Genomic DNA, 19,843 nt, shown 5'->3' with positions numbered 1-19,843 from the left:
CTGCCTTCTCTCTTTTGAGAAGGCAGCCTTTACTATTAAATTAGTACTTTGTAAGATATGCGTCAATCTCCCATTGATGTACTTTTGTTCTGTAATCGTCCCATTCAAGCTTCTTTGCTTCTAAGTACTTTTCAAAGATATGATCTCCAAGCGTTTCTCTCATAAGAGTACTATTTTCAAACTCTTTGATTGCCTCTTCTAAGCTTCCTGGTAAGCTTCCAATTCCGCGTTTTGCTCTTTCTTCTTCGCTCATTTCAAATATATTTTCTTCAACTGGTTCTGGCGGCTCAATCTTGTTCTTAATGCCATCAAGCCCAGCTGCCAAAACTGCTGCAAATGCAAGGTATGGATTTGCTGCTGGGTCAGGATTTCTCAATTCAATTCTTGTCGCCTGACCTCTTTTAGCTGGAACTCTTATGAGCGGGCTTCTATTCTTTGGTGACCATGCAATATAAACTGGCGCTTCATACCCTGGTACAAGTCTTTTATATGAATTTACAAGAGGATTTGTAACAAGCGCAAACTCCCTTGCATGCTTCATAAGACCTCCAATGAAGTAATATGCCTCTTTTGAAAGCTGAAGCTTATCGTTTGGATCCAAAAATGCATTCTTGCCATCAGATACTCTCGCAAGAGACATATTTGTATGCATTCCAGAACCGTTAATGCCAAATATCGGCTTTGGCATGAATGTTGCATGAAGCCCATGTCTTTGTGCAATTGTCTTTACAACAAGCTTGAATGTCACAACATTGTCAGCTGTATAGAGTGCATCGTCATATTTAAAGTCAATCTCATGCTGGCCAGGTGCAACCTCATGGTGAGATGCTTCTATCTCAAACCCCATCTCTTCTAATGTCAATACCATGTCTCTTCTTGCATCCTCACCTAAATCAACTGGTCCTAAGTCAAAATATCCAGCATTGTCGTGTGTTTGTAAAGTTGGATTACCATTCTCATCTGTCAAGAACAAGAAAAATTCTAACTCTGGACCTACAAAGAACTTAAATCCCATTTCCTCAGCCTTTTGGAGAGTTTTTTTCAAAACACCCCTTGGACAACCAGGGAAAGGTGTTCCATCTGGAAGATAAACATCACAAATAAGTCTTGCTACTCTGTTAGGTGATGGTCTCCATGGAAAAATTGTGAATGTGTTAAAATCTGGTCTCAGATACATGTCTGACTCTTCAATTCTAACAAATCCTTCAATTGACGAGCCATCAAACATAATTTCGTTATTCAACGCTGCCTCTAATTGATCAACTGTGATTGCAACATTTTTCAAGATACCAAAAATGTCCACAAACTGAAGCCTAATAAATTTTACATCCTGCTCCTTGCATATGCGAATGATGTCTTCCTTGGTGTAATTCTTCATTACCAAATTCCCCTCCATTTTAAGATTTTTGATATATAAACAAAAAAGGACAAAGACGCCCATTTTAAACTCCAGGACGCCTTTGTCCTTTCGATTTAATTATATTATATTTTTCGAAAAAATGCAACTACATTTTTTTAATCTTTCACACCTTTTTAAGCTAACTGTGGCTGAGCATCTTCAAAAACAAGTTTTCTGAACTCTTCGCCCGTGAGCTTTTCTTTTTCTAAAAGTGCGTTTGCCACCTTGTGAAGCTTATCAATGTTCTGTTTTAGTATCTCTTCAGCCTTTTTATAGGCTTCTTCAATAATACTCTTGATCTCCCTGTCTATTTCAGCAGCAACTTCTTCAGAGTAGTTCCTTGCAAGTGCAAGGTCCCTTCCCAAAAACACCTCTTCTTGCTCTGTTCCAAAGGTCATTGGGCCAAGCTTATCAGACATTCCATATTTTGTTACCATGTCCCTTGCAATTTTAGTTGCTCTTTTTATATCAGATGCTGCACCTGTTGATACATCTTCCAAAACAAGCTTTTCTGCAACCCTTCCACCAAGAAGTGTCACAATTTCTCTCATCATATCAGATTTTGACGCATAAAACTTGTCTTCTTTTGGAAGATACATAGTGTATCCACCGGCATACCCTCTTGGTATAATGGAAACCTCATGGACAGGTTCAGAATCTGGAATCATGGTACGAACAATTGCATGACCTGCTTCATGGTATGCTGTAAGTTTCTTTTCTTTTTCAGTGTAAACTCTGCTTCTTTTTTCAGGTCCCATCAACACCTTTGCCACGGCTTCCTGAACCTCTTCCATGTTAATCTGTCTTTTACCCTTCCTTGCTGCCAAAAGGGCAGCCTCATTTAAAAGATTTTCAAGGTCAGCACCAGTAAACCCAGCTGTAATCTTTGCTATTTGAGATAGGTCAACATCTTCACCAAGAGGCTTGTTTCGTGCATGAACTTTTAAAATCTCCTCTCTTGCCTTTGCATCAGGAACATTTACAACAATCTGCCTGTCAAATCTACCTGGTCGCAAAAGTGCAGGGTCCAATATGTCAGGTCTGTTGGTTGCTGCCATTACAATTATCCCTTCGTTTGTTCCAAACCCGTCCATCTCAACAAGAAGCTGATTGAGTGTCTGCTCTCTTTCGTCATGACCACCACCAAGACCTGCTCCCCTGTGTCTGCCAACTGCATCTATCTCATCTATGAACACAACACACGGAGAATTTCTCTTTGCCTGGTCAAAAAGGTCCCTTACTCTTGCTGCACCAACGCCAACAAACATCTCAACAAAGTCAGAACCAGAAATGCTAAAAAACGGAACTCCTGCTTCACCTGCAACTGCTTTTGCTAAAAGCGTTTTACCTGTTCCAGGTGGTCCAACAAGCAAAATCCCTTTCGGGATTCTTGCACCAAGTTCGATATACTTTCTTGGATTCTTAAGAAAATCAATAACCTCTTTGAGTTCTTCTTTTTCTTCATCTGCACCTGCAACGTCTGCAAACGTGACCTTCTTTTTAAGATCCTGGATTGTCTTTGCACGCGATTTTGTAAACGACATTATTTTGCTGCCGCCACCCTGTGTTTGCTGCAGCATGAATATCCATACAAAAATCATCAGCCCTGCAAAGATAAGCATTGGCAAAAAGGTCGAAAGCCACCATGGTACTTGTGGCGGTTCTTTTGTCACTATTTGAATCTTCTTTGCCTGGATGGCTGGTTGTATCTGGTCCAAAAACTTGTCTGGAGAAGGTACAAACACATTGTCAAACTTGGTGCCGTCTGCATACTGTCCAGACACATTATTATAGCTCAGAACAATCCTTGACACTTTGCCGTCGTTTATGTCGTTTATGAGCTCTGAATAAATGACCTCTCTTCTTTCGCTCAAATTTGAAAAGAGCTGATTGTACGAAAGCCCTCCACTTAAAATATCTACAAGTAGCAAGATCACAAGGGCTATCAGAATATAAATTGTTGCAGTTTTAAATAGGTTCCTCAATTGTAAATAGGCACTCCCTTCAAATATTCTAAGATTAAATTTTATTCTATTCCAAAACGCCTATATAAGGCAGGTTCCTGTAAAGCCCTGCATAATCAAGCCCATAACCAATTACAAACTTGTCTGGTATCTCAAACCCTTTGTAATGTATCTCTACATCCACCTTTCGTCTACTGGGCTTGTCAAGCATTGTACAAATTTTTAAACTCCTTGGTTTTCTTCCTCTCAAGTACTCGGTTATATACCTCAAAGTCAGACCTGTGTCAACAATGTCCTCAACAAGCAAAACATCCTTGCCTTCTATGCTTGTGTCAAGGTCTTTAAGAATTCTTACAATTCCCGATGAAGATGTTGAGTTTCCATAGCTTGACACTGCCATGAACTCTATCTTAACAGGAATTGTTATCTGTCTTAAAAGGTCTGCCATGAAAATGACCCCACCTTTTAAAATACACACCATCAAAAAATCGTCACTATCTTTATAATCTTCAGAAATTTTTTGTCCAAGCTCTTTGACCTTTTGTCTTATCTGTTCTTCAGTTATTAAAATCTCTTTTACTTTGAGCGATATGTCTTTCACTGTCATCCGTCTCCTTCCATTTTTGTAAATTGAATTTCCAAGAAAGTCTTTGTATCTGGTTTTATTTTGTACTTCTGATTTATGGTAACTATATTTGAATAAATATCAAATATGGCAATCACTTCGCTGTCTTTTGCAAGAAGTAAAACGGAGTCGCGCCATCGTCTGGGAACTTTTTTGTCGATGAACCATTCTTTTAATTTTTTCTTACCCGCTTTAAGACAAATAAAATCACCATCTCTTCTTGTTCTGAGAAAGATCTTATTTTCTGCAATCTGCTGAGCATCAATATAGATGCTATCTTGATTCTCTATTTGGTAAGTAGTTCTAATATTAAACTTAAAATTTCTGTAAAGTATTTGATGTTCTTTATCTAAGGTTATTTCAAAACAAAAAAAATTCTCTACCTGCTTTTTATAAAATACCAGCGAATCATTTTGCTTCTCAACAACCAGATTTTTATATACCTTTTTCTTGCCAGACGAAAGAGAAAATAACTCTTCGATTTCTTTCATCATATCATACGAAATTGAGGAGTTAAAACATTCAAGTATCATTTTTATAATTCTTCTCTGCAAAAAAACTGGAAGATTTTTTGTTTTTTCAATATTTAAAATATAGTAGAAATCTTCTTTTTGAACACACTCTTGAAAAAAATTGTGCGCAAGTTCTTCTATCTGGTCATTCTCTTCTCTTATTATCTCAATGGTGCGAAAAATGGTGCTAACCACGCTTTCGCCAAATCTTTCTTTTATAAGTGGCAAAATCTCATTTCTTACTATATTCCTTTTATATTTAAGACTGTAATTTGTTTTATCAACAACAAAGGGGATATTGTTAACTCTTGCAAACTCTTCAATCTCTTCCCTTGAAATATTTATAAGAGGTCTTGCAATAATATCACGCACAGGCGGAATAGACGCAAGACCTTCCAAGCTACTTCCTCTAAACAAATTTAAAAAGAAGGTTTCAACTACATCATTTTTGTTGTGCCCCAGAAATATTCTGTCAATACTTATCTCTTTGGCTATCTCATAGAAAAAACTATATCTTGCGCTTCTTCCTGCTTCCTCTTCAGAAAGGCCTTTTTCTTTTTTTAATTTTGCAACATCAACTTTTCGTGTAATACATTTAATATTATACCTCTTGCACATTTCAATTACAAATTTCTCATCATCATCTGCCTCTGGCCTTAGCATATGATTAAGGTGTGCAACAGTTATATCCAAGCTGTACTCATCTTTTAGTCTGTACATACAATCAAGCAGCACCATTGAGTCAACGCCGCCAGAACATCCTATCAATACCTTAAAACCTTTTTTTAGCATTCCATATTTCTCTATGTTGCTCTTTACCTTCTCCATAAGACTCACTTTAAATTCACACCTCAAGATTTAAAGCTGAAAAATTGTTATATTGACACGCTTTTCAAAACATCTTCAAACTTCTTTATCTTCGCTTCCTTTTTCCACTTTTCAACAAGACTCTGGTAATACTCATCCTTCTTCTGACTCTCAATTGTTGACTTTATCTCATCCTTGACCTCGTTGAGAGAAAGCTGTTTTCTATCTGTCACCTTTATAATATGAAATCCATAACTTGTTTTGACAACGCTGCTTATTTCACCAATATTGAGAGAAAAGGCAGCATCTTCAAATTCTTTGACCATCTGTCCTTTTCTAAAATACCCAAGATCGCCACTTTTTTGTTTTGTGGTCTCATCTTCAGAATACTTTTGTGCAAGCTTTTCAAAGCTCTGACCGCTTTTTATCATCTGTAAAACTTCTTCAGCCTTTCTCTTTTTTGCAGCTTCCTCTTTCGAATCATTTACTTTAAACAAAATATGGCTTGCCTTTACCTCAACAAAGTCTGATTTATGTGAATTATAATAGCTTTCTATCTCAGCATCTGACGCCTTCTGGCTTTTAGTTACCTCATCATACAGCTTTGAAACGATCTGGGATTTTATCACCTGGTCCTTATATTCATTCTCGGTTGCGCCAATTGTCTGAAGATACTGCTTGAACTCAGCGCCTGATTGAGAGTCTGACTTGTATTGCTCAATTTGCTGGTCTATTGCCTTCTTTTCTGTCGAAGTCAAAGTAATATTTCTCTTTCTTGCCTGCTGAAGTTCAATCTGCCTTACTATAAGACCATCTAAAACGTTCTCCTTTATCTGCTGCTCGTATGTCTTGTCTCCAACCTTTTGGGATAAAAATGCTTTGTCAAGTCCGTAGTAGTTTATCTGCGACCTGTAATTGATGGCAAACTCCTTTTTTGTTATTTTCTCGCCATTTACTATGGCAACTGCTCTATTCTCATCCACGTACTTTACCATTTCAGGTGTTACAGCAATAACAATTATTAGAAGCACAATTGCTGTAATAAAAAAAATTGCAATTTTAGTTCTTTTATCCATACATCTCTTCTCCTTTGTTAAAAGTATTTTGATAATATTAATATTATAAAACAATAAACGACTAATTTAAAGCACCCCGGGGTTAAAAACTTTTTTGCTCCAAATCCTCTAAAAGAGCTACCAAGGTATCAAGCCAGTTATTTGCAACCAAGACCTGCAACGTATCATCTTTGTTTTGTGAACATGAAAGTCCTTTCTGTAAAAACCTCTCCTTTGCAGCTTCAAGCATTTCACGGTTCAAAAACTGAAGTTTAAAAAGACCTTCTTGAAGCTGCAAAACACTTATTATCCCTGCTTTTTTGCACAAACATTTCAAATATGCAACCTTTATCAGATTATCAACCTCCTTTGGCACATCCCCAAACCTGTCTATTAGTTCATCATAAATGTCATTTACATCATTTTTTGACTCGATTGACGAAATCTTTTTGTACATATTAATTCTCTCTTTTTCATCATCAATGTAACTGCTACTAATAAACGCACTGACCTTTATATCTATCTGAGGTTCAATCTCTGGCTGTACATTTTCACCCTTAAGGCGCCTTATCTCTTCTGAAAGAAGTCTTATATACATGTCATATCCAACACTGTTTATATGCCCATGCTGAAGTTTTCCAACAATAGACCCAGCACCCCTTATCTCAAGATCCCTCATAGCAATTTTAAACCCAGACCCAAGTTCTGTAAACTCCTTTATTGCAGCAAGTCTTTTTTGTGCCTGTTCAGACAGCACCTTGTCTTTTCTAAACGTAAAATATGCATATGCAAGCCTCGAAGACCTGCCTACTCTTCCTCTTAGCTGATAAAGCTGAGCAAGACCAAGTCTATCGCTGTCTTCCACAATAAGTGTATTGACGTTGGGCATGTCAACCCCAGACTCTATAATTGTTGTACACACAAGCACATCGTACCTACCCTCAATAAAATCAATCAAGACCTCTTCAAGCTCCTCTTCTTCCATCTGACCATGAGCACACGCAATTTTCACACTATCGCCCACAAGGTTTTGAAGTTTAGCTGCCACTTCTTGTATGTCTTTTACCCTGTTGTAAAGATAAAATACCTGACCTCCTCTTGAAATTTCTTTCAAAATAGCCTCCTTTATTATCCTTTCATTGTACTCAAGCACAAATGTCTGCACTGGAAACCTGTCTTCCGGTGGGTCTTCAATCACGCTCAAATCCCTAATTCCTAAAAGTGCCATGTTAAGTGTCCTTGGTATAGGCGTTGCGGTGAGGGTTAGAACATCAACATTTGTTTTTAGCTTTTTAATCTTCTCTTTTGCTTCTACGCCAAACTTGTGCTCTTCATCAATAATCAAAAGACCAAGGTCTTTAAACTTAACATCGCTTGACAATAGCCTGTGCGTTCCAATTACAATGTCAATTGTGCCTTTCCTCAAACCCTTTATTATTTTCTTTTGCTGCGTCTCACTTTTTAAACGTGAGAGAACCTCAATTGTTACTGGAAAATCTTTCATTCGTGCAGAAAATGTCATGTAATGCTGCTGCGCAAGAATGGTTGTGGGAACAAGTACTGCCACCTGTTTTGAATCCATCACTGCTTTGAAGGCTGCTCTCATTGCAACTTCTGTCTTGCCATACCCAACATCGCCGCAAAGTATCCTATCCATCGGCTTTTCACTTTCCATATCCCTTTTAATCTCTTCTATGGCCTGAAGCTGACCCTCTGTCTCTGTATATGGGAACTTCTCTTCAAACTCTTTTTGCCACACAGTATCTTTCGAAAATTTAAAACCTTGCCCAAGCTGTCTTTTTGCATAAAGCTCAACCAAGTCTTTTGCCACAATCTCAAGAGATTTTCTTACCTTTTGTTTCTGTTTCTGCCACTCTTGTGACCCAAGCCTTGACAGTTTTGGCTGTACATCGTCTGTTCCAATATACTTCTCAATCATGTCCAAGTTTGTCGTTGGAACATACAAATAAGAAGAGTTGGCATATTCAAGCTTCACATACTCTTTTGTTGTACCCTCAACTGTAATCTTTTCAAACCCCAAGAATTTGCCAATACCATATGTCCTGTGCACAACAAAATCGCCAGGTTTTAAATCTTCAATAGTATAAAAGGCATCCTTTTTAGATTTTACCCTCTTTTTTGTCTCACTTTCCTTCTTCTTTTCAAGGTGGAAAAACGAAAGATAAACCCATTTGAGATCTTGCACTTCAATGCCCTTTTCAATAGACCGGGCTATTAGATACACTCCCGTTCTTTCTACTTCTGGTTCTTCAGCCTCAGAAAACTGTATATCTTCTCTTAAAAGTGCATCTGCCAAGTCCTCAAGTGATGTCCGACTTCCTGCAAAGATGTTTATGGTATAGCCTTTAGACATGTAATATTTCAAATCGTCTATTAAAATTTCTTTTTGCCCATTATAAGAAGGAATCTCTCTAAGAAAATTGAAAGAAATGATATCTTTGAGTTCAAGCTCTTTTACAACTGAGACAAATGTTTGAAGAATTATCGAACTCGAAAGCTTTTCTAAAACTTCGCTCATGGTAAAATAACACTCTGCCATTTTTGGAAGCACAAATCCTTTTTCTAAAAGGTCTGAAAACATCTCTTGTATCTCTTGTTCGGAAGCTTTCAAGCTGCTATAGACTTGGTTGTACTCGTCAACAAAGACAAGACATTCATCAAAAATATCAACAACTGAGAAAAATTGTTGGTAGTAATATGGATACAGTCTTTCAACATTTAGTTGAAGTTCTTCTACAACCTCTCTGAAACTCTCCTCTAAATTTTTTCTGCCATCTTCCTTCAATTTCAATTTCATTTTTTTGTAGTCTTCCTTGACGCGTTTGAAACCTTCTGAAAAGTCCTCTTCCAAATCCCACTCAATTGCCTTGTAAATCTTCACACTATCTATTCTTTCAAAAGACTTCTGAGTTTCAACATCAAAAAATCTAATTGTGTCTATCGTATCTCCAAAAAACTCAACCCTCACAGGGTACCTACTTGCTACAGGATATATATCAACTATGCCACCCTTTTGCGAAAACTGTCCTTTCTTTTCGACAGTTTTCACTCTTTCATATCCGAATTTTAAAAGCTTTTCTATAAGGATTTCAAGCTGAATGTCAAGACCTTCTGTGAGATGGATATAACCAAACTTTAAATTTGTGTACTTTTCAAAAAGGTTCTGGCTACTTAATATGAGAACATCAAAACCATCCTCAAAAATCTTAACAAATTGCTCCATTCTGTTAATTTCAGAATCTCTGCTCTTTGCAAAAGATACCACAAAAGGATTTTCTCTCTCTTGTAGACTCACCACACTATTAAAAAGGCTCATAAACCTTCTTTCCCATTCAAGCTTTGCTCTTTGAGTTGTAATAAACAACGCCTTTTTGTTAAACTTTTCACATAGAGATTTAACCACAAGCGCCTTCCCCATCTCACCAACGCCTGTAACAACAAGAGGAAGGCTCTTTTTTACTACATCTTCTTCAAGCCTTTTGAAACTTTCAAGTTTTTCTAAAACCTTTAACAAAGTCTACACCACCACATCCCCGTTTATATAATTCATTGCCCTATCTATATCACTTTCAAGCAAGATTTTTATACCGTTTGATGCTTTTTCAATTGCTCTGAATATCTTTTCTTTTTCACCATCTTCAAATTCAGACAAAACATATTTTACCATATCATATTTTGGAACACCAATGCCTATTCTGATTCTTGGAAATTCCTCTGTACCAAGGCGCTGTATTATTGATTTTACGCCGTTGTGCCCTCCATCAGACCCTTTTTTCCTCATCTTCACAACTCCAACATCAAAGGCTATGTCATCGTAAATCACAATAAGCTTTTCAGGCTTTATCTTATAAAAGTTTACTGCCTCTATGATACTTTCTCCGCTTGCGTTCATATACGTCATTGGCTTTAAAAGCAAAACCTTTTTACCGGCATATTCAAAGCTGCCAACCAACCCTTTGAATTTTATTTTATCAACCTTAGTGTTAAAAAACTGTGCCAAATAGTCAATGGTTAAAAAACCTACATTGTGTCTTGTGAAGGTATACCTGTCTCCCGGATTTCCAAGCCCAGCAATTATATAGTCCAATCTATTCTCACTCCTTTTTAATCCTACAAAAACAGGCTGCCTTTTAAAATACATCAAAAAGACAGCCTTTATTTATCTCCTTTGAGAGCAATTCTTATCTGTCCCCTTTTGTGCTAATATATTCATCAAAAAGTGTAGAAATAGCCACATCCTCGTATATTCTTGTTATTGCTTCAGCAAAAAGGCTTGCAACAGACAACACCTTTATCTTATCTATCCTCTTTTCAGGCGGAAGTGGAATGGTGTTCAGCACAACAAGCTCTTTAATAGGCGACTGTTGTATCCTTTCAATAGCAGGTCCGGATAAAACCGGGTGCGTACAGCATGCATAAACTTCCTTTGCACCATAATCCATAAGAGCCTGAGCTGCAGCAACAATAGTACCTGCTGTATCTATCATATCATCAACCATCAAACATGTCTTGTCTTTCACATCACCAATTATGTTCATAATCTCGGCAACATTTGCTTTGGGTCTTCTTTTGTCAACTATGGCAAGCGGCAGGTCAAGCTTTGTTGCAAAGTTGCGTGCACGTGTCACACTTCCAAGGTCTGGCGATACAACAACAGCATTCTCTAAGTTTACATTTTCCATAAAATATTTTGCTAAAATTGGAACACCAATTAGATGGTCAAGCGGTATATCAAAAAACCCTTGAATCTGAGGTGCATGAAGGTCCATTGTCAGGACCCTATCTGCCCCTGCAGATGTTATCAAATTTGCAACAAGCTTTGCTGTAATTGGGTCGCGTGCCCGGGCTTTTCTGTCCTGTCTTGCATATCCATAGTATGGTATCACAGCTGTAATTCTTCCTGCCGAAGCTCTTTTGAAAGCGTCAATCATGATTAAAAGTTCCATCAGGTTTTCATTAACAGGATGGCAAGTTGACTGGACTACAAAAACATCTGCACCGCGCACAGTCTCGTTTATTCTAACTGATATCTCACCGTCTGAAAACCTGCCAATCTCTGCATCACCAAGTTTTTTACCAAGGTGACTGGCTATCTCTTCTGCAAGCTCCTTGTTTGAATTACCAGTAAATATTTTTATCTCTTTTCCATGTGTTATCACTTTTTTTACCCCCAGCACAAAAGTTAATTTTTTTACCCTTCCTTCACGCAAACTATATTATAGCATAAATTGTTCAATAAAATTATCTTAAAATCTCTAAAAAATCTATTCATTTTATTATTTATTATTACCTTCATACATTTGTTTTCTCCTTAAAGCCCAACCTTCCTTTACAGTCTGCCTTTCACGGGCAATGGCAAGAGCATCTGCAGGCACATCATCTGTAATCGTAGAACCTGCAGCAATGTAAGCGTTCTTCCCAATTCTAACAGGCGCTATAAGATTCGAGTTGCAGCCAATAAACGCATTATCTTCAACAACCGTTCTGTGCTTTTTATACCCATCGTAGTTTACAAATATGGTCCCGCAGCCCAAATTCACATTTTCTCCTATGTCAGCATCTCCAATGTATGTAAGATGAGCTGACTTTGTGTTTCTGCCCACCTTTGAGTTTTTCACCTCAACAAAGTTGCCAATCTTGACTCCTTCTTCTAAGATGCTGTTTGGTCGCAAGTGCGCATAAGGCCCAACCTTTACATTGTCTTTTATCTCAGAATCCTCAATCACCGAAAACCACACGTGACACTTATTGCCTATTTTGGAATTTACAATATATGAGTTTGGACCAATTACACACTCTTCTCCTATGGTAGTATTGCCAAGTATGAATGTACCAGGATATATCACTGTATCTTTACCTATCTGCACATCTGGATGAATGTAGACAGAATACATATCTATCATTTGAACACCTTCTGCAAGGTGCTTTTTATTTATTCTTATTTTCAGCTCCTGCTCAGCCAAAAAAAGTTCGTACCTTGAGTTGATCCCCATGACTTCAAAATTATCATCACATGCAATCTTTACTACCTTCTTGCCTTCTTTATTCAGTATTTCTATGCTGTCTGTAAGATAATACTCGTGCTGGCTGTTGTTATTGTCTATCTTTGCCAAAACATCTTCAAGCGCATCTTTTGCAAAGCAATAAAATCCAGGATTTATCTCTTTTATTTGTTTTTGCTCATCTGTTGCGTCCTTCTCCTCGACAATCTTTAAAACATTGCCATTCTCATCTGAAATTATTCTCCCATAACCATACGGATTTTCGAAGATGGCAGTCAAAAGGCAGAGCGATGCGTTTTCCTTCTTTCTTTTTTCAGAAATTCTTTTTAGTGTATCTGCTTTAATAAAAGGTGCATCTCCATAAAGAACAAATACATCTTCTGCCTCTTTTGATACTACGTCCATTGCGCACATCACTGCGTGGGCAGTCCCAAGCTGTTTTTTCTGGTGAGCAAACTCTATGTTTCTCCCATCTAATACTCTGTAGACATCCTCTTTTTTATTACCCACAACAACTATTATCTGACTACCTTCAAAGTTTTTCTGTATTTCATCTATCAAATAAAGTATCATTGGCTTTCCCATTATCTTCTGAACAACCTTAGAATACTTTGACTTCATTCTTTTGCCTTCACCAGCAGCAAGTACAATAAACGTTTGCCTTTTCATTTCAAATCACCTTCACCAATTTCTTCAAACTTCACAACTTCTATTCCCGCTTCATCAAAGATCTTCTGGCTCATCTCATCTGGATACGAACCTTTGTATATGACCTTTTTTATTCCTGCGTTTACTATCATCTTTGCGCATATCACGCAAGGATATGTTGTTGTATAAATTATACTTCCATCTATCACAACACCCATTTTTGCTGCCTGGATTATGGCGTTTTGTTCCGCATGGAGTCCTCTGCAAAGCTCATGTCGCTGCCCTGAAGGAATATTCAACTTTTCCCTAACACATCCAACCTCTTCACAATGAGGAAGACCCATTGGAGCTCCATTGTACCCTGTTGCAAGAATCCTTTTGTCTTTTACTATCAAAGCTCCAACCTTCCTTCTGAGGCAAGTGGAGCGCTCTTTTACTATATCTACAATCTGCATAAAGTATTCATCCCATGTGGGTCTCATCTCAAAATCCTCCATACAACTTTTCTTGAAATTGTATTTATACCTTATCCAATGCTACTTTGTGCCAAACAGTCTGTCACCGGCATCACCAAGCCCGGGAACAATGTAGCCGTGGTCATTTAGTTTTTCATCAACCGCTGCGCAGTAAATCTCAACCTCTGGATGATCTTGAGTCAACCTTTCAATCCCTTCTGGTGCTGCAATGAGACACATAAGTCTCAAACTTTGAGGATTGTATCTTTTTATATAGTCAAACGCAGCAGATGCAGACCCCCCTGTTGCAAGCATTGGGTCAAGCACAATTATGTCTCTTTCGTGGACATCCTGTGGAAGTTTGCAGTAATACTCAACAGGCTTTAAAGTCTCAGGGTCTCTGTAAAGACCAATATGCCCCACCTTTGCAGCAGGAATTAACTTTAAAAGTCCATCCACCATACCAAGCCCGGCGCGCAGAATAGGCACAATGGCAAGTTTTCTTCCAGAGATCACTTTGCACTTTGCAACCCCAACAGGTGTTTCAATTTCAACTTCTTTTAAAGGCAGATTTCTTGTAACCTCATACGCCATGAGCATTGCTATCTCTTCAACAAGCTCCCTGAACTCTTTAACCCCTGTGTTTTTGTCACGAATTAAAGTCAGCTTGTGCTGAATCAAAGGATGGTCAAATACATACACATTCTTCTTGTACTCTACCATAATCCTTTCTCCTTTCTAAAAATTTATGAAGCTTGAATGATTACTGCTGCTCATCCTCTATCAGATGTATCTTATCAACTCTTCTCTGATGCCTTCCACCTTCAAAAGCTGAAGATAAAAAGGCATCTACAATCTCACATGCAAGCCCTTCACCGATAACCCTTGCACCCATCGCAAGAATGTTTGCATTGTTATGAGCTCGTGCAGCCTTGGCAGAAAATGTGTCATGACAAAGCGCAGCTCTAATTCCCCTAACTTTGTTCGCAGCAATAGAGATTCCAATTCCAGTTCCACAGATGAGTATACCAAAATCATATTGCCCGTTTTTTACTGCCAGCGCTACATCTTTTGCAATATCTGGATAGTCACAAGACTCTTCTGAATATGTGCCAAAGTCTTTGTATTCAATCCCTTTTTTGTCAAGATGTTTCTTTACAGCCTCTTTGAGATTAAAGCCTGCATGGTCAGAACCTATTGCTAATTTCAATTTTATCTCTCCCCTTTCAAAAACTTTATAAATACATTTATAACAAAGAGCACAAAGAAGGCTCATATCTTTGCGCCACCTCTAAGCCAAAATCAAAACTGTCAAACACGCCTTTTTCTTTTAAGATGGATTTTACAGTCATCAACGCAACATCAGGGTGATTGTTCTCCTCACTCAAATGTCCCAAGTAAATCCTCTTTGTCCTTTCAAGATTCAACTTTAAAATCATCTGGGCTGCCTGTTCATTTGAAAGATGACCTTTGTCACTTTTTATTCTCTGCTTAAGATGGTAGGGGTAAGGACCAAACATCAGCATCTCAACATCATGGTTTGACTCAAGCAAAATAATATCTGAAAAATCTATCATTGTTGCAACGCTATCATTTACATGTCCAACATCTGTACAAATCGAAACTTTTTTGTTTTTGACATAAAAGCAAAACCCCATAGGGTCAGATGCATCGTGAGGTATTGAAAATGTATCAACTCCAATACTACCTACCGAAAAGCTTGTCCCTGTCTCAATTAGCTTTACATAACTTTCGTCCACTTTACCAAGAAATCTCTTTATACTTTCCCATGTCTTGTGATTTGTTATAATGGGAACATTAAGTTTTCTAAAGTAAATACCTGCACATTTAACATGGTCAGAGTGGTCATGAGAAAGTAAAATTGCATCAATTTTTTTATTAAACCCAATTTTTTCGAGTGCCTGGACAAGTTTTTTAAAACTTACACCAGCATCAACTATAATTGTAGTATCTTTGTATGAAATCAAAATACTGTTGCCACTGCTTCCACTGTACAGCGGACAGAAAATAAGTTTATCTGACATTTATTATTCTACCCCTTTAATTTTATCTCCTTGAAATCTTTGCACCAAGCTTTGAAAGCTTTAAATCTATGTTTTCATACCCTCTATCAACATTTTTTGCATTGTAAATTACAGTTTTTCCTTTAGCCGCAAGCCCTGCAACAATCAAAGCAGCACCTGCCCGAAGGTCCACAGCAACAACCTCAGCCCCCTGAAGACTTTCTACACCTTCAACAACAGCAACTCTTCCCTCAACCTTAATGTTTGCTCCCATTTTTTTGAGCTCATCAACATACTGGTATCTATTTTCCCACACACCCTCTGTCACAATACTCGTACCGCTACAAAGACTTAATAGCACTGTCATCTGAGGCTGAAGGTCTGTAGGAAAACCTGGGTATGGCATTGTCTTTATGCTTGAACTTCTTAGCTTTTGCTTGCAAATGACCTCGATGCTGTCTTCATAAGTTATAACCTCTGCACCCATCTCAACAAGCTTTGCTGTGAGCGACTCTAAATGCTTAGGAATCACATTTTTTACAACTATATGTCCTTTTGTTGCGCATGCAGCTATCATATATGTCCCTGCTTCTATCTGGTCAGGAATAATAGCATACTTTGTTGGATAAAGCCTGTCTACACCCTCAATTCGGATAACATCTGTACCTGCACCCTTAATTTTTGCACCCATGCTGTTTAGGAAATTTGCAGTGTCAACAACATGCGGTTCTTTTGCCGCATTTTCTATTATTGTTATACCTTTTGCCTTGACAGCAGCAAGCATAAGATTGATTGTTGCACCAACAGATACAACATCCAAATATATCTTTGTACCAACAAGCCTATCTGCATACGCCTTTATCATACCGTTTTCTATTCTAACATCTGCACCAAGTGCTCTAAACCCTTTGATATGCTGGTCAATAGGCCTTGAACCAAAATTACAACCGCCTGGCATAGCAACTTCTGCCTTGCCAAACCGGGTAAGAAGTGCTCCAATAAGGTAATATGAAGCTCTTATCTTCTTGACACTTTCATATGGCGCTATGTAGCTGTGCAAGTTCCTCGCATCTATTTTAAGAGAATGATTGTCATATTCTATCTTTGCTCCAAGCTTGAGCAAAATATCATCCATTGCAAACACATCTTCAATTAAAGGAAGGTTTTCTATAACACTTTCTCCCTCAGACATTAAAGCTGCAGGAATTACAGCAACTGCAGCATTCTTTGCACCGTTTATTACAACCTCACCTTCTAAAGGATAGCCACCTTCTATCACAATTTTTTCATAAGTCTCTTTCAATTTCTGCACCCTCTCTTTTAAAAAAACTCTTATCCATTTTCCCATTCTTTTATATTATATTCTTTCTTGCGAAATCTGAAAAGAAGAATATTCTTTTCATCAAGCCAATTATAAGTTACAGTGAAAATGAAAAAGTAGTGTAATTTTCTAAAAAATGATATAATAATAATTAGTCAAAAAATTACAGCTGAAGGGGATATAGAAGGTGAAAGTCGGTGTTGTTCAAATGAAGATATCAAATAGTATCGAAAATAACCTTATCAAAATTACAAATTTTTTAGAACAAGCAAAGGTCGAAGAGGTAGATTTGATCTGCTTTCCTGAGATGGCACTGACTGGCTATAATATCCAGCTTCTAAAATCAAGAGTTTTGAATGATTTAATTTTATCTGCTATTGATAAAATTTCTCAACTTGCAAGTAAATATTCAATTTGCTGTATAATTGGTCATCCATTTTTCGAAGGTGAAAAATTAAAAAACCGTGCATCAGTAATATTCCCCGATGGTAGATACAAAAAATATGACAAGTTGCATCCGACCGAGCTTGAAATGAAAATATTTTCTGAAGGAAAAGATACTCTTGTTTTTGAGTATAAACAAAAGCGTTTTGGCATAGCCATTTGTAGAGACCAAAATTTCTATAATATATTCAAAGAATATAAGGACAATGCCTGTGATGGAGTTTTTGTATTAGCAGCACATTATTATAATCCTAAGGAAGCCAGATGGAAAATTGATAAAAATAGAAGTATTCCAATTACAAGAGCTGTTGAAAATGAATATTATGTGTTTTTGGCAAACGCAACAGGTGCTCATCTTAACATGATAAGCCTTGGTCATAGTCTGATTGTAGATAGAAACGGATGTATTGTATGTGAGGCAAACGAAACAGAAGAAGTTCTCTTAACAGCAGAAATCTGAACTCTATATTTCAACCAAAATAACATCTTCCCCAATCTTTTTTATCTTATCCCACGGAATCACATAGTCTTTTTCTTTGGAGAAGATGTTGCCCACAGAAAATGGTGCCGGGACAACTATTGCATCTACTTTTCCAGTTTTGACATCAACCTCTAAATCACAAACCTTGCCAAGCTTTTTACCATCAGAGATGTTTATTACATCCTTTTCTCTCAAATCCGAAGACTTATACATCTTCTTTTTACCACTTTTCAAGCATTGTTGTCTTTTATTATTATATGCAAAAGTTTTTTTCATGTGAAAATTCCTCAGAACAAAAAAGCCGCAGGTACATTCTATATTTGCCTGCGGCTTTATTAGCATGAGTAAGTACATTCAAATCTCGGTTATAATTGGAATTATCATTGGGTTTCTGCGTGTCTTTTCAAACAAGAAATTCCTCAGATTATCTTTTAAAATTACCTTTATTGCGTTAGGCTCAGTAATATCGTTTTTGTAGCAAAAGTAAAGAACATCCTTTATCACTCTTTTCGCCTCTTCAATCAGGGGCTCAGATTCTTTTATATATATAAAGCCTCTTGTGATAATATCCGGTCCAGAAAGGACATCTCTTGTTGACGAATCAATTGTGAGCACAACAATGAAAAGCCCGTCCTGGGCAAGATGACGTCTGTCGCGCAAAACAACATTTCCTACATCTCCAACTCCAAGTCCATCAACAAGCACATTCCCTGCTTGCACCATTCCAACAACCTTTGCACCGTCTTTTGTAATCTCCAAAACCTTCCCATTTTCTAATACAAATACGTTTTTTTCTCCAAGCTCCATTGCGAGCTTTGCATGGTGTATCAAATGTTTAAATTCGCCATGCACCGGAATACTGTATTTGGGCTTGGTAAGATTGTGTATGAGCTTTATCTCTTCCTGGCAGGCATGACCTGACACATGAATGTCATCAATGTCTTCATATATCACCTGTGCACCTTGCCTAAATAAATCGTTTATTACTCTATTTACAAACTTTTCATTTCCAGGAATGGGCGTGGCTGAGATTATAACAACATCACCGGGTATAATCCCTACCTTTTTGTGCTCGGCAGAAGCCATTCGTGAAAGTGCAGACATAGGCTCGCCTTGGCTTCCTGTGGTAATAAGGACAATCTTGTTCAAAGGGTAGTTATCAAGTTCATCAACATCAATCAGCATCCCATCTGGCATCTTCAGATACCCAAGTTCAAGTGCTTTGTTCACAACATTCACCATGCTTCTTCCCAAAACGCAAATCTTTCTTCCTTGCTTTTCTGCCGAGTTTATAACCTGCTGTACTCTGTGAATGTGCGAAGAAAATGTTGCAACAATTACTCTCCCCTGAGCCTGGGAAAATATCCTGTCAAATGTCGCACCAACAGTCTTTTCAGACAATGTAAAACCAGGTCTTTCTGCATTCGTTGAATCACATAAAAGCGCAAGGACACCCTGTTTGCCAAGCTCTGCAAACCTTATAAGGTCAATCGGCTCACCTTCAATAGGGGTAAAGTCTACTTTGAAATCGCCTGTGTGGACAATGGGACCAAGCGGTGTGTGTATAGCAACAGCAACAGAGTCAGCTATTGAATGTGTTGTTCTGATAAACTCAATGCGCATATTGTTAAAACTAATTACATCCCCTGCCCTGACAGTGAACAGCTTTACAGAGTTCAAATCTATACCAAATTCGATAAGCTTTATCTCAACAAGCCCAAGTGTAAGTTTTGTGCCATAAATTGGAATATTTAAATCGCGCAGTACATACGGTATAGCTCCAATATGGTCTTCATGACCGTGTGTGAGAATCAAAGCTCTTACCTTTTCCTTATTCTTGATAAGATATGATATGTCCGGTATTACAAGGTCAATACCAAGCATCTCATCTTCTGGGAATGCAAGACCACAGTCAATGACAACTATCTCGTCGTTTACTTCAATAACAAGCATGTTCTTTCCAATTTCGTTAAGCCCACCAAGTGGTATGATTCTAATTCGATGCTCTTGCTTTTTCTTCATAAAGAATTCCTCCAAAAAATCAAAATAAAAAGACATTTTAAAAAAGCCCTTACGAAAATGGCT

At 37.7% G+C, this 19,843-nt stretch carries 17 protein-coding genes; 1 reads left to right on the top strand and 16 read right to left on the bottom strand.

The features are described 5' to 3' along the window. Positions 1–40 precede the first annotated feature (40 nt). From glnA to COB47_RS02890, 14 genes are all read right to left on the bottom strand, one after another. Entirely contained in the window at positions 41–1,378 is a 1,338-nt protein-coding gene (gene glnA, locus COB47_RS02955; protein WP_013289922.1) for a type I glutamate--ammonia ligase, read from the bottom strand. A 155-nt stretch (positions 1,379–1,533) separates the two neighbouring features. Continuing rightward, on the bottom strand, positions 1,534–3,384 hold the full coding sequence (gene ftsH, locus COB47_RS02950) for an ATP-dependent zinc metalloprotease FtsH (RefSeq protein ID WP_013289921.1): 1,851 nt from the start codon (positions 3,382–3,384) through the stop codon (positions 1,534–1,536). 46 nt (positions 3,385–3,430) lie between these two features. After that, positions 3,431–3,970 carry a hypoxanthine phosphoribosyltransferase gene (gene hpt / locus COB47_RS02945; RefSeq protein WP_013289920.1) on the bottom strand — a complete coding sequence of 180 codons (540 nt, stop codon included), beginning with the start codon at positions 3,968–3,970 and terminating at the stop codon, positions 3,431–3,433. Further along, positions 3,967–5,337: a tRNA lysidine(34) synthetase TilS gene (tilS, locus tag COB47_RS02940; protein ID WP_013289919.1), complete on the bottom strand. Its 1,371-nt coding sequence runs from the start codon at positions 5,335–5,337 to the stop codon at positions 3,967–3,969. The genes hpt and tilS overlap by 4 nt, the downstream gene beginning before the upstream one ends. Before the next feature lie 38 nt (positions 5,338–5,375). Further along, a complete protein-coding gene (locus COB47_RS02935; RefSeq protein WP_013289918.1) occupies positions 5,376–6,383 on the bottom strand; it encodes a peptidylprolyl isomerase in 1,008 nt (335 codons plus the stop codon). Between the two features lie 82 nt (positions 6,384–6,465). After that, complete coding sequence (gene mfd, locus COB47_RS02930; protein WP_013289917.1) at positions 6,466–9,897, bottom strand: transcription-repair coupling factor; 3,432 nt, start codon at positions 9,895–9,897, stop codon at positions 6,466–6,468. Between the two features lie 3 nt (positions 9,898–9,900). Beyond that, positions 9,901–10,470: an aminoacyl-tRNA hydrolase gene (pth, locus tag COB47_RS02925; protein WP_041742686.1), complete on the bottom strand. Its 570-nt coding sequence runs from the start codon at positions 10,468–10,470 to the stop codon at positions 9,901–9,903. A 94-nt stretch (positions 10,471–10,564) separates the two neighbouring features. Continuing rightward, positions 10,565–11,542 (bottom strand): ribose-phosphate diphosphokinase, encoded by a 978-nt coding sequence (locus COB47_RS02920; RefSeq protein ID WP_013289915.1) that lies wholly within the window; start codon positions 11,540–11,542, stop codon positions 10,565–10,567. Between the two features lie 117 nt (positions 11,543–11,659). Further along, positions 11,660–13,054 (bottom strand): bifunctional UDP-N-acetylglucosamine diphosphorylase/glucosamine-1-phosphate N-acetyltransferase GlmU, encoded by a 1,395-nt coding sequence (glmU, locus tag COB47_RS02915; RefSeq protein WP_013289914.1) that lies wholly within the window; start codon positions 13,052–13,054, stop codon positions 11,660–11,662. Continuing rightward, positions 13,051–13,515 (bottom strand): deoxycytidylate deaminase, encoded by a 465-nt coding sequence (locus COB47_RS02910; RefSeq protein ID WP_013289913.1) that lies wholly within the window; start codon positions 13,513–13,515, stop codon positions 13,051–13,053. Before COB47_RS02910 ends, glmU begins: the two co-directional genes overlap by 4 nt. A 54-nt stretch (positions 13,516–13,569) precedes the next feature. Then, positions 13,570–14,211, bottom strand: a complete 642-nt coding sequence (gene upp / locus COB47_RS02905; RefSeq protein ID WP_013289912.1) for a uracil phosphoribosyltransferase — start codon at positions 14,209–14,211, stop codon at positions 13,570–13,572. A gap of 40 nt (positions 14,212–14,251) precedes the next feature. Next, the gene (gene rpiB, locus COB47_RS02900) at positions 14,252–14,698 is read right to left on the bottom strand and encodes a ribose 5-phosphate isomerase B (RefSeq protein WP_041742683.1); all 447 of its coding nucleotides are present in this window, start codon (positions 14,696–14,698) and stop codon (positions 14,252–14,254) included. Positions 14,699–14,735: 37 nt separating this feature from the next. Further along, a complete protein-coding gene (locus COB47_RS02895) occupies positions 14,736–15,533 on the bottom strand; it encodes an MBL fold metallo-hydrolase (protein ID WP_013289910.1) in 798 nt (265 codons plus the stop codon). Positions 15,534–15,555: 22 nt separating this feature from the next. Further along, positions 15,556–16,815 (bottom strand): UDP-N-acetylglucosamine 1-carboxyvinyltransferase, encoded by a 1,260-nt coding sequence (locus COB47_RS02890; protein WP_013289909.1) that lies wholly within the window; start codon positions 16,813–16,815, stop codon positions 15,556–15,558. A 205-nt stretch (positions 16,816–17,020) separates the two neighbouring features. Between COB47_RS02890 and COB47_RS02885 the strand changes: the two genes are divergently transcribed. Further along, on the top strand, positions 17,021–17,737 hold the full coding sequence (locus COB47_RS02885) for a carbon-nitrogen hydrolase family protein (protein ID WP_013289908.1): 717 nt from the start codon (positions 17,021–17,023) through the stop codon (positions 17,735–17,737). 3 nt (positions 17,738–17,740) lie between these two features. Here the strand turns inward: COB47_RS02885 and COB47_RS02880 are convergent, their stop codons facing one another. Together COB47_RS02880 and COB47_RS02875 are read right to left on the bottom strand one after the other, a co-directional pair. Then, complete coding sequence (locus COB47_RS02880) at positions 17,741–17,971, bottom strand: YlmC/YmxH family sporulation protein (RefSeq protein ID WP_013289907.1); 231 nt, start codon at positions 17,969–17,971, stop codon at positions 17,741–17,743. Between the two features lie 141 nt (positions 17,972–18,112). After that, a complete protein-coding gene (locus COB47_RS02875; RefSeq protein WP_013289906.1) occupies positions 18,113–19,780 on the bottom strand; it encodes a ribonuclease J in 1,668 nt (555 codons plus the stop codon). Positions 19,781–19,843 lie beyond the last annotated feature (63 nt).

The organism is Caldicellulosiruptor obsidiansis OB47 (assembly GCF_000145215.1).
GTDB classification, from domain to species: Bacteria; Bacillota; Thermoanaerobacteria; order Caldicellulosiruptorales; family Caldicellulosiruptoraceae; genus Caldicellulosiruptor; species Caldicellulosiruptor obsidiansis.
This window is presented reverse-complemented; position numbering and strand designations above follow the sequence as displayed.

Bases quoted from the DNA above. Each gene is read 5' to 3' on its own strand.
- COB47_RS02935 (WP_013289918.1), bottom strand. From the start codon at position 6,383: ATGGATAAAAGAACTAAAATTGCAATTTTTTTTATTACAGCAATTGTG.
- upp (WP_013289912.1), bottom strand. From the start codon at position 14,211: ATGGTAGAGTACAAGAAGAATGTGTATGTATTTGACCATCCTTTGATT.
- glnA (WP_013289922.1), bottom strand. From the start codon at position 1,378: ATGAAGAATTACACCAAGGAAGACATCATTCGCATATGCAAGGAGCAG.
- COB47_RS02895 (WP_013289910.1), bottom strand. From the start codon at position 15,533: ATGTCAGATAAACTTATTTTCTGTCCGCTGTACAGTGGAAGCAGTGGC.
- COB47_RS02880 (WP_013289907.1), bottom strand. From the start codon at position 17,971: ATGTATAAGTCTTCGGATTTGAGAGAAAAGGATGTAATAAACATCTCT.
- hpt (WP_013289920.1), bottom strand. From the start codon at position 3,970: ATGACAGTGAAAGACATATCGCTCAAAGTAAAAGAGATTTTAATAACT.
- COB47_RS02910 (WP_013289913.1), bottom strand. From the start codon at position 13,515: ATGAGACCCACATGGGATGAATACTTTATGCAGATTGTAGATATAGTA.
- COB47_RS02875 (WP_013289906.1), bottom strand. From the start codon at position 19,780: ATGAAGAAAAAGCAAGAGCATCGAATTAGAATCATACCACTTGGTGGG.
- glmU (WP_013289914.1), bottom strand. From the start codon at position 13,054: ATGAAAAGGCAAACGTTTATTGTACTTGCTGCTGGTGAAGGCAAAAGA.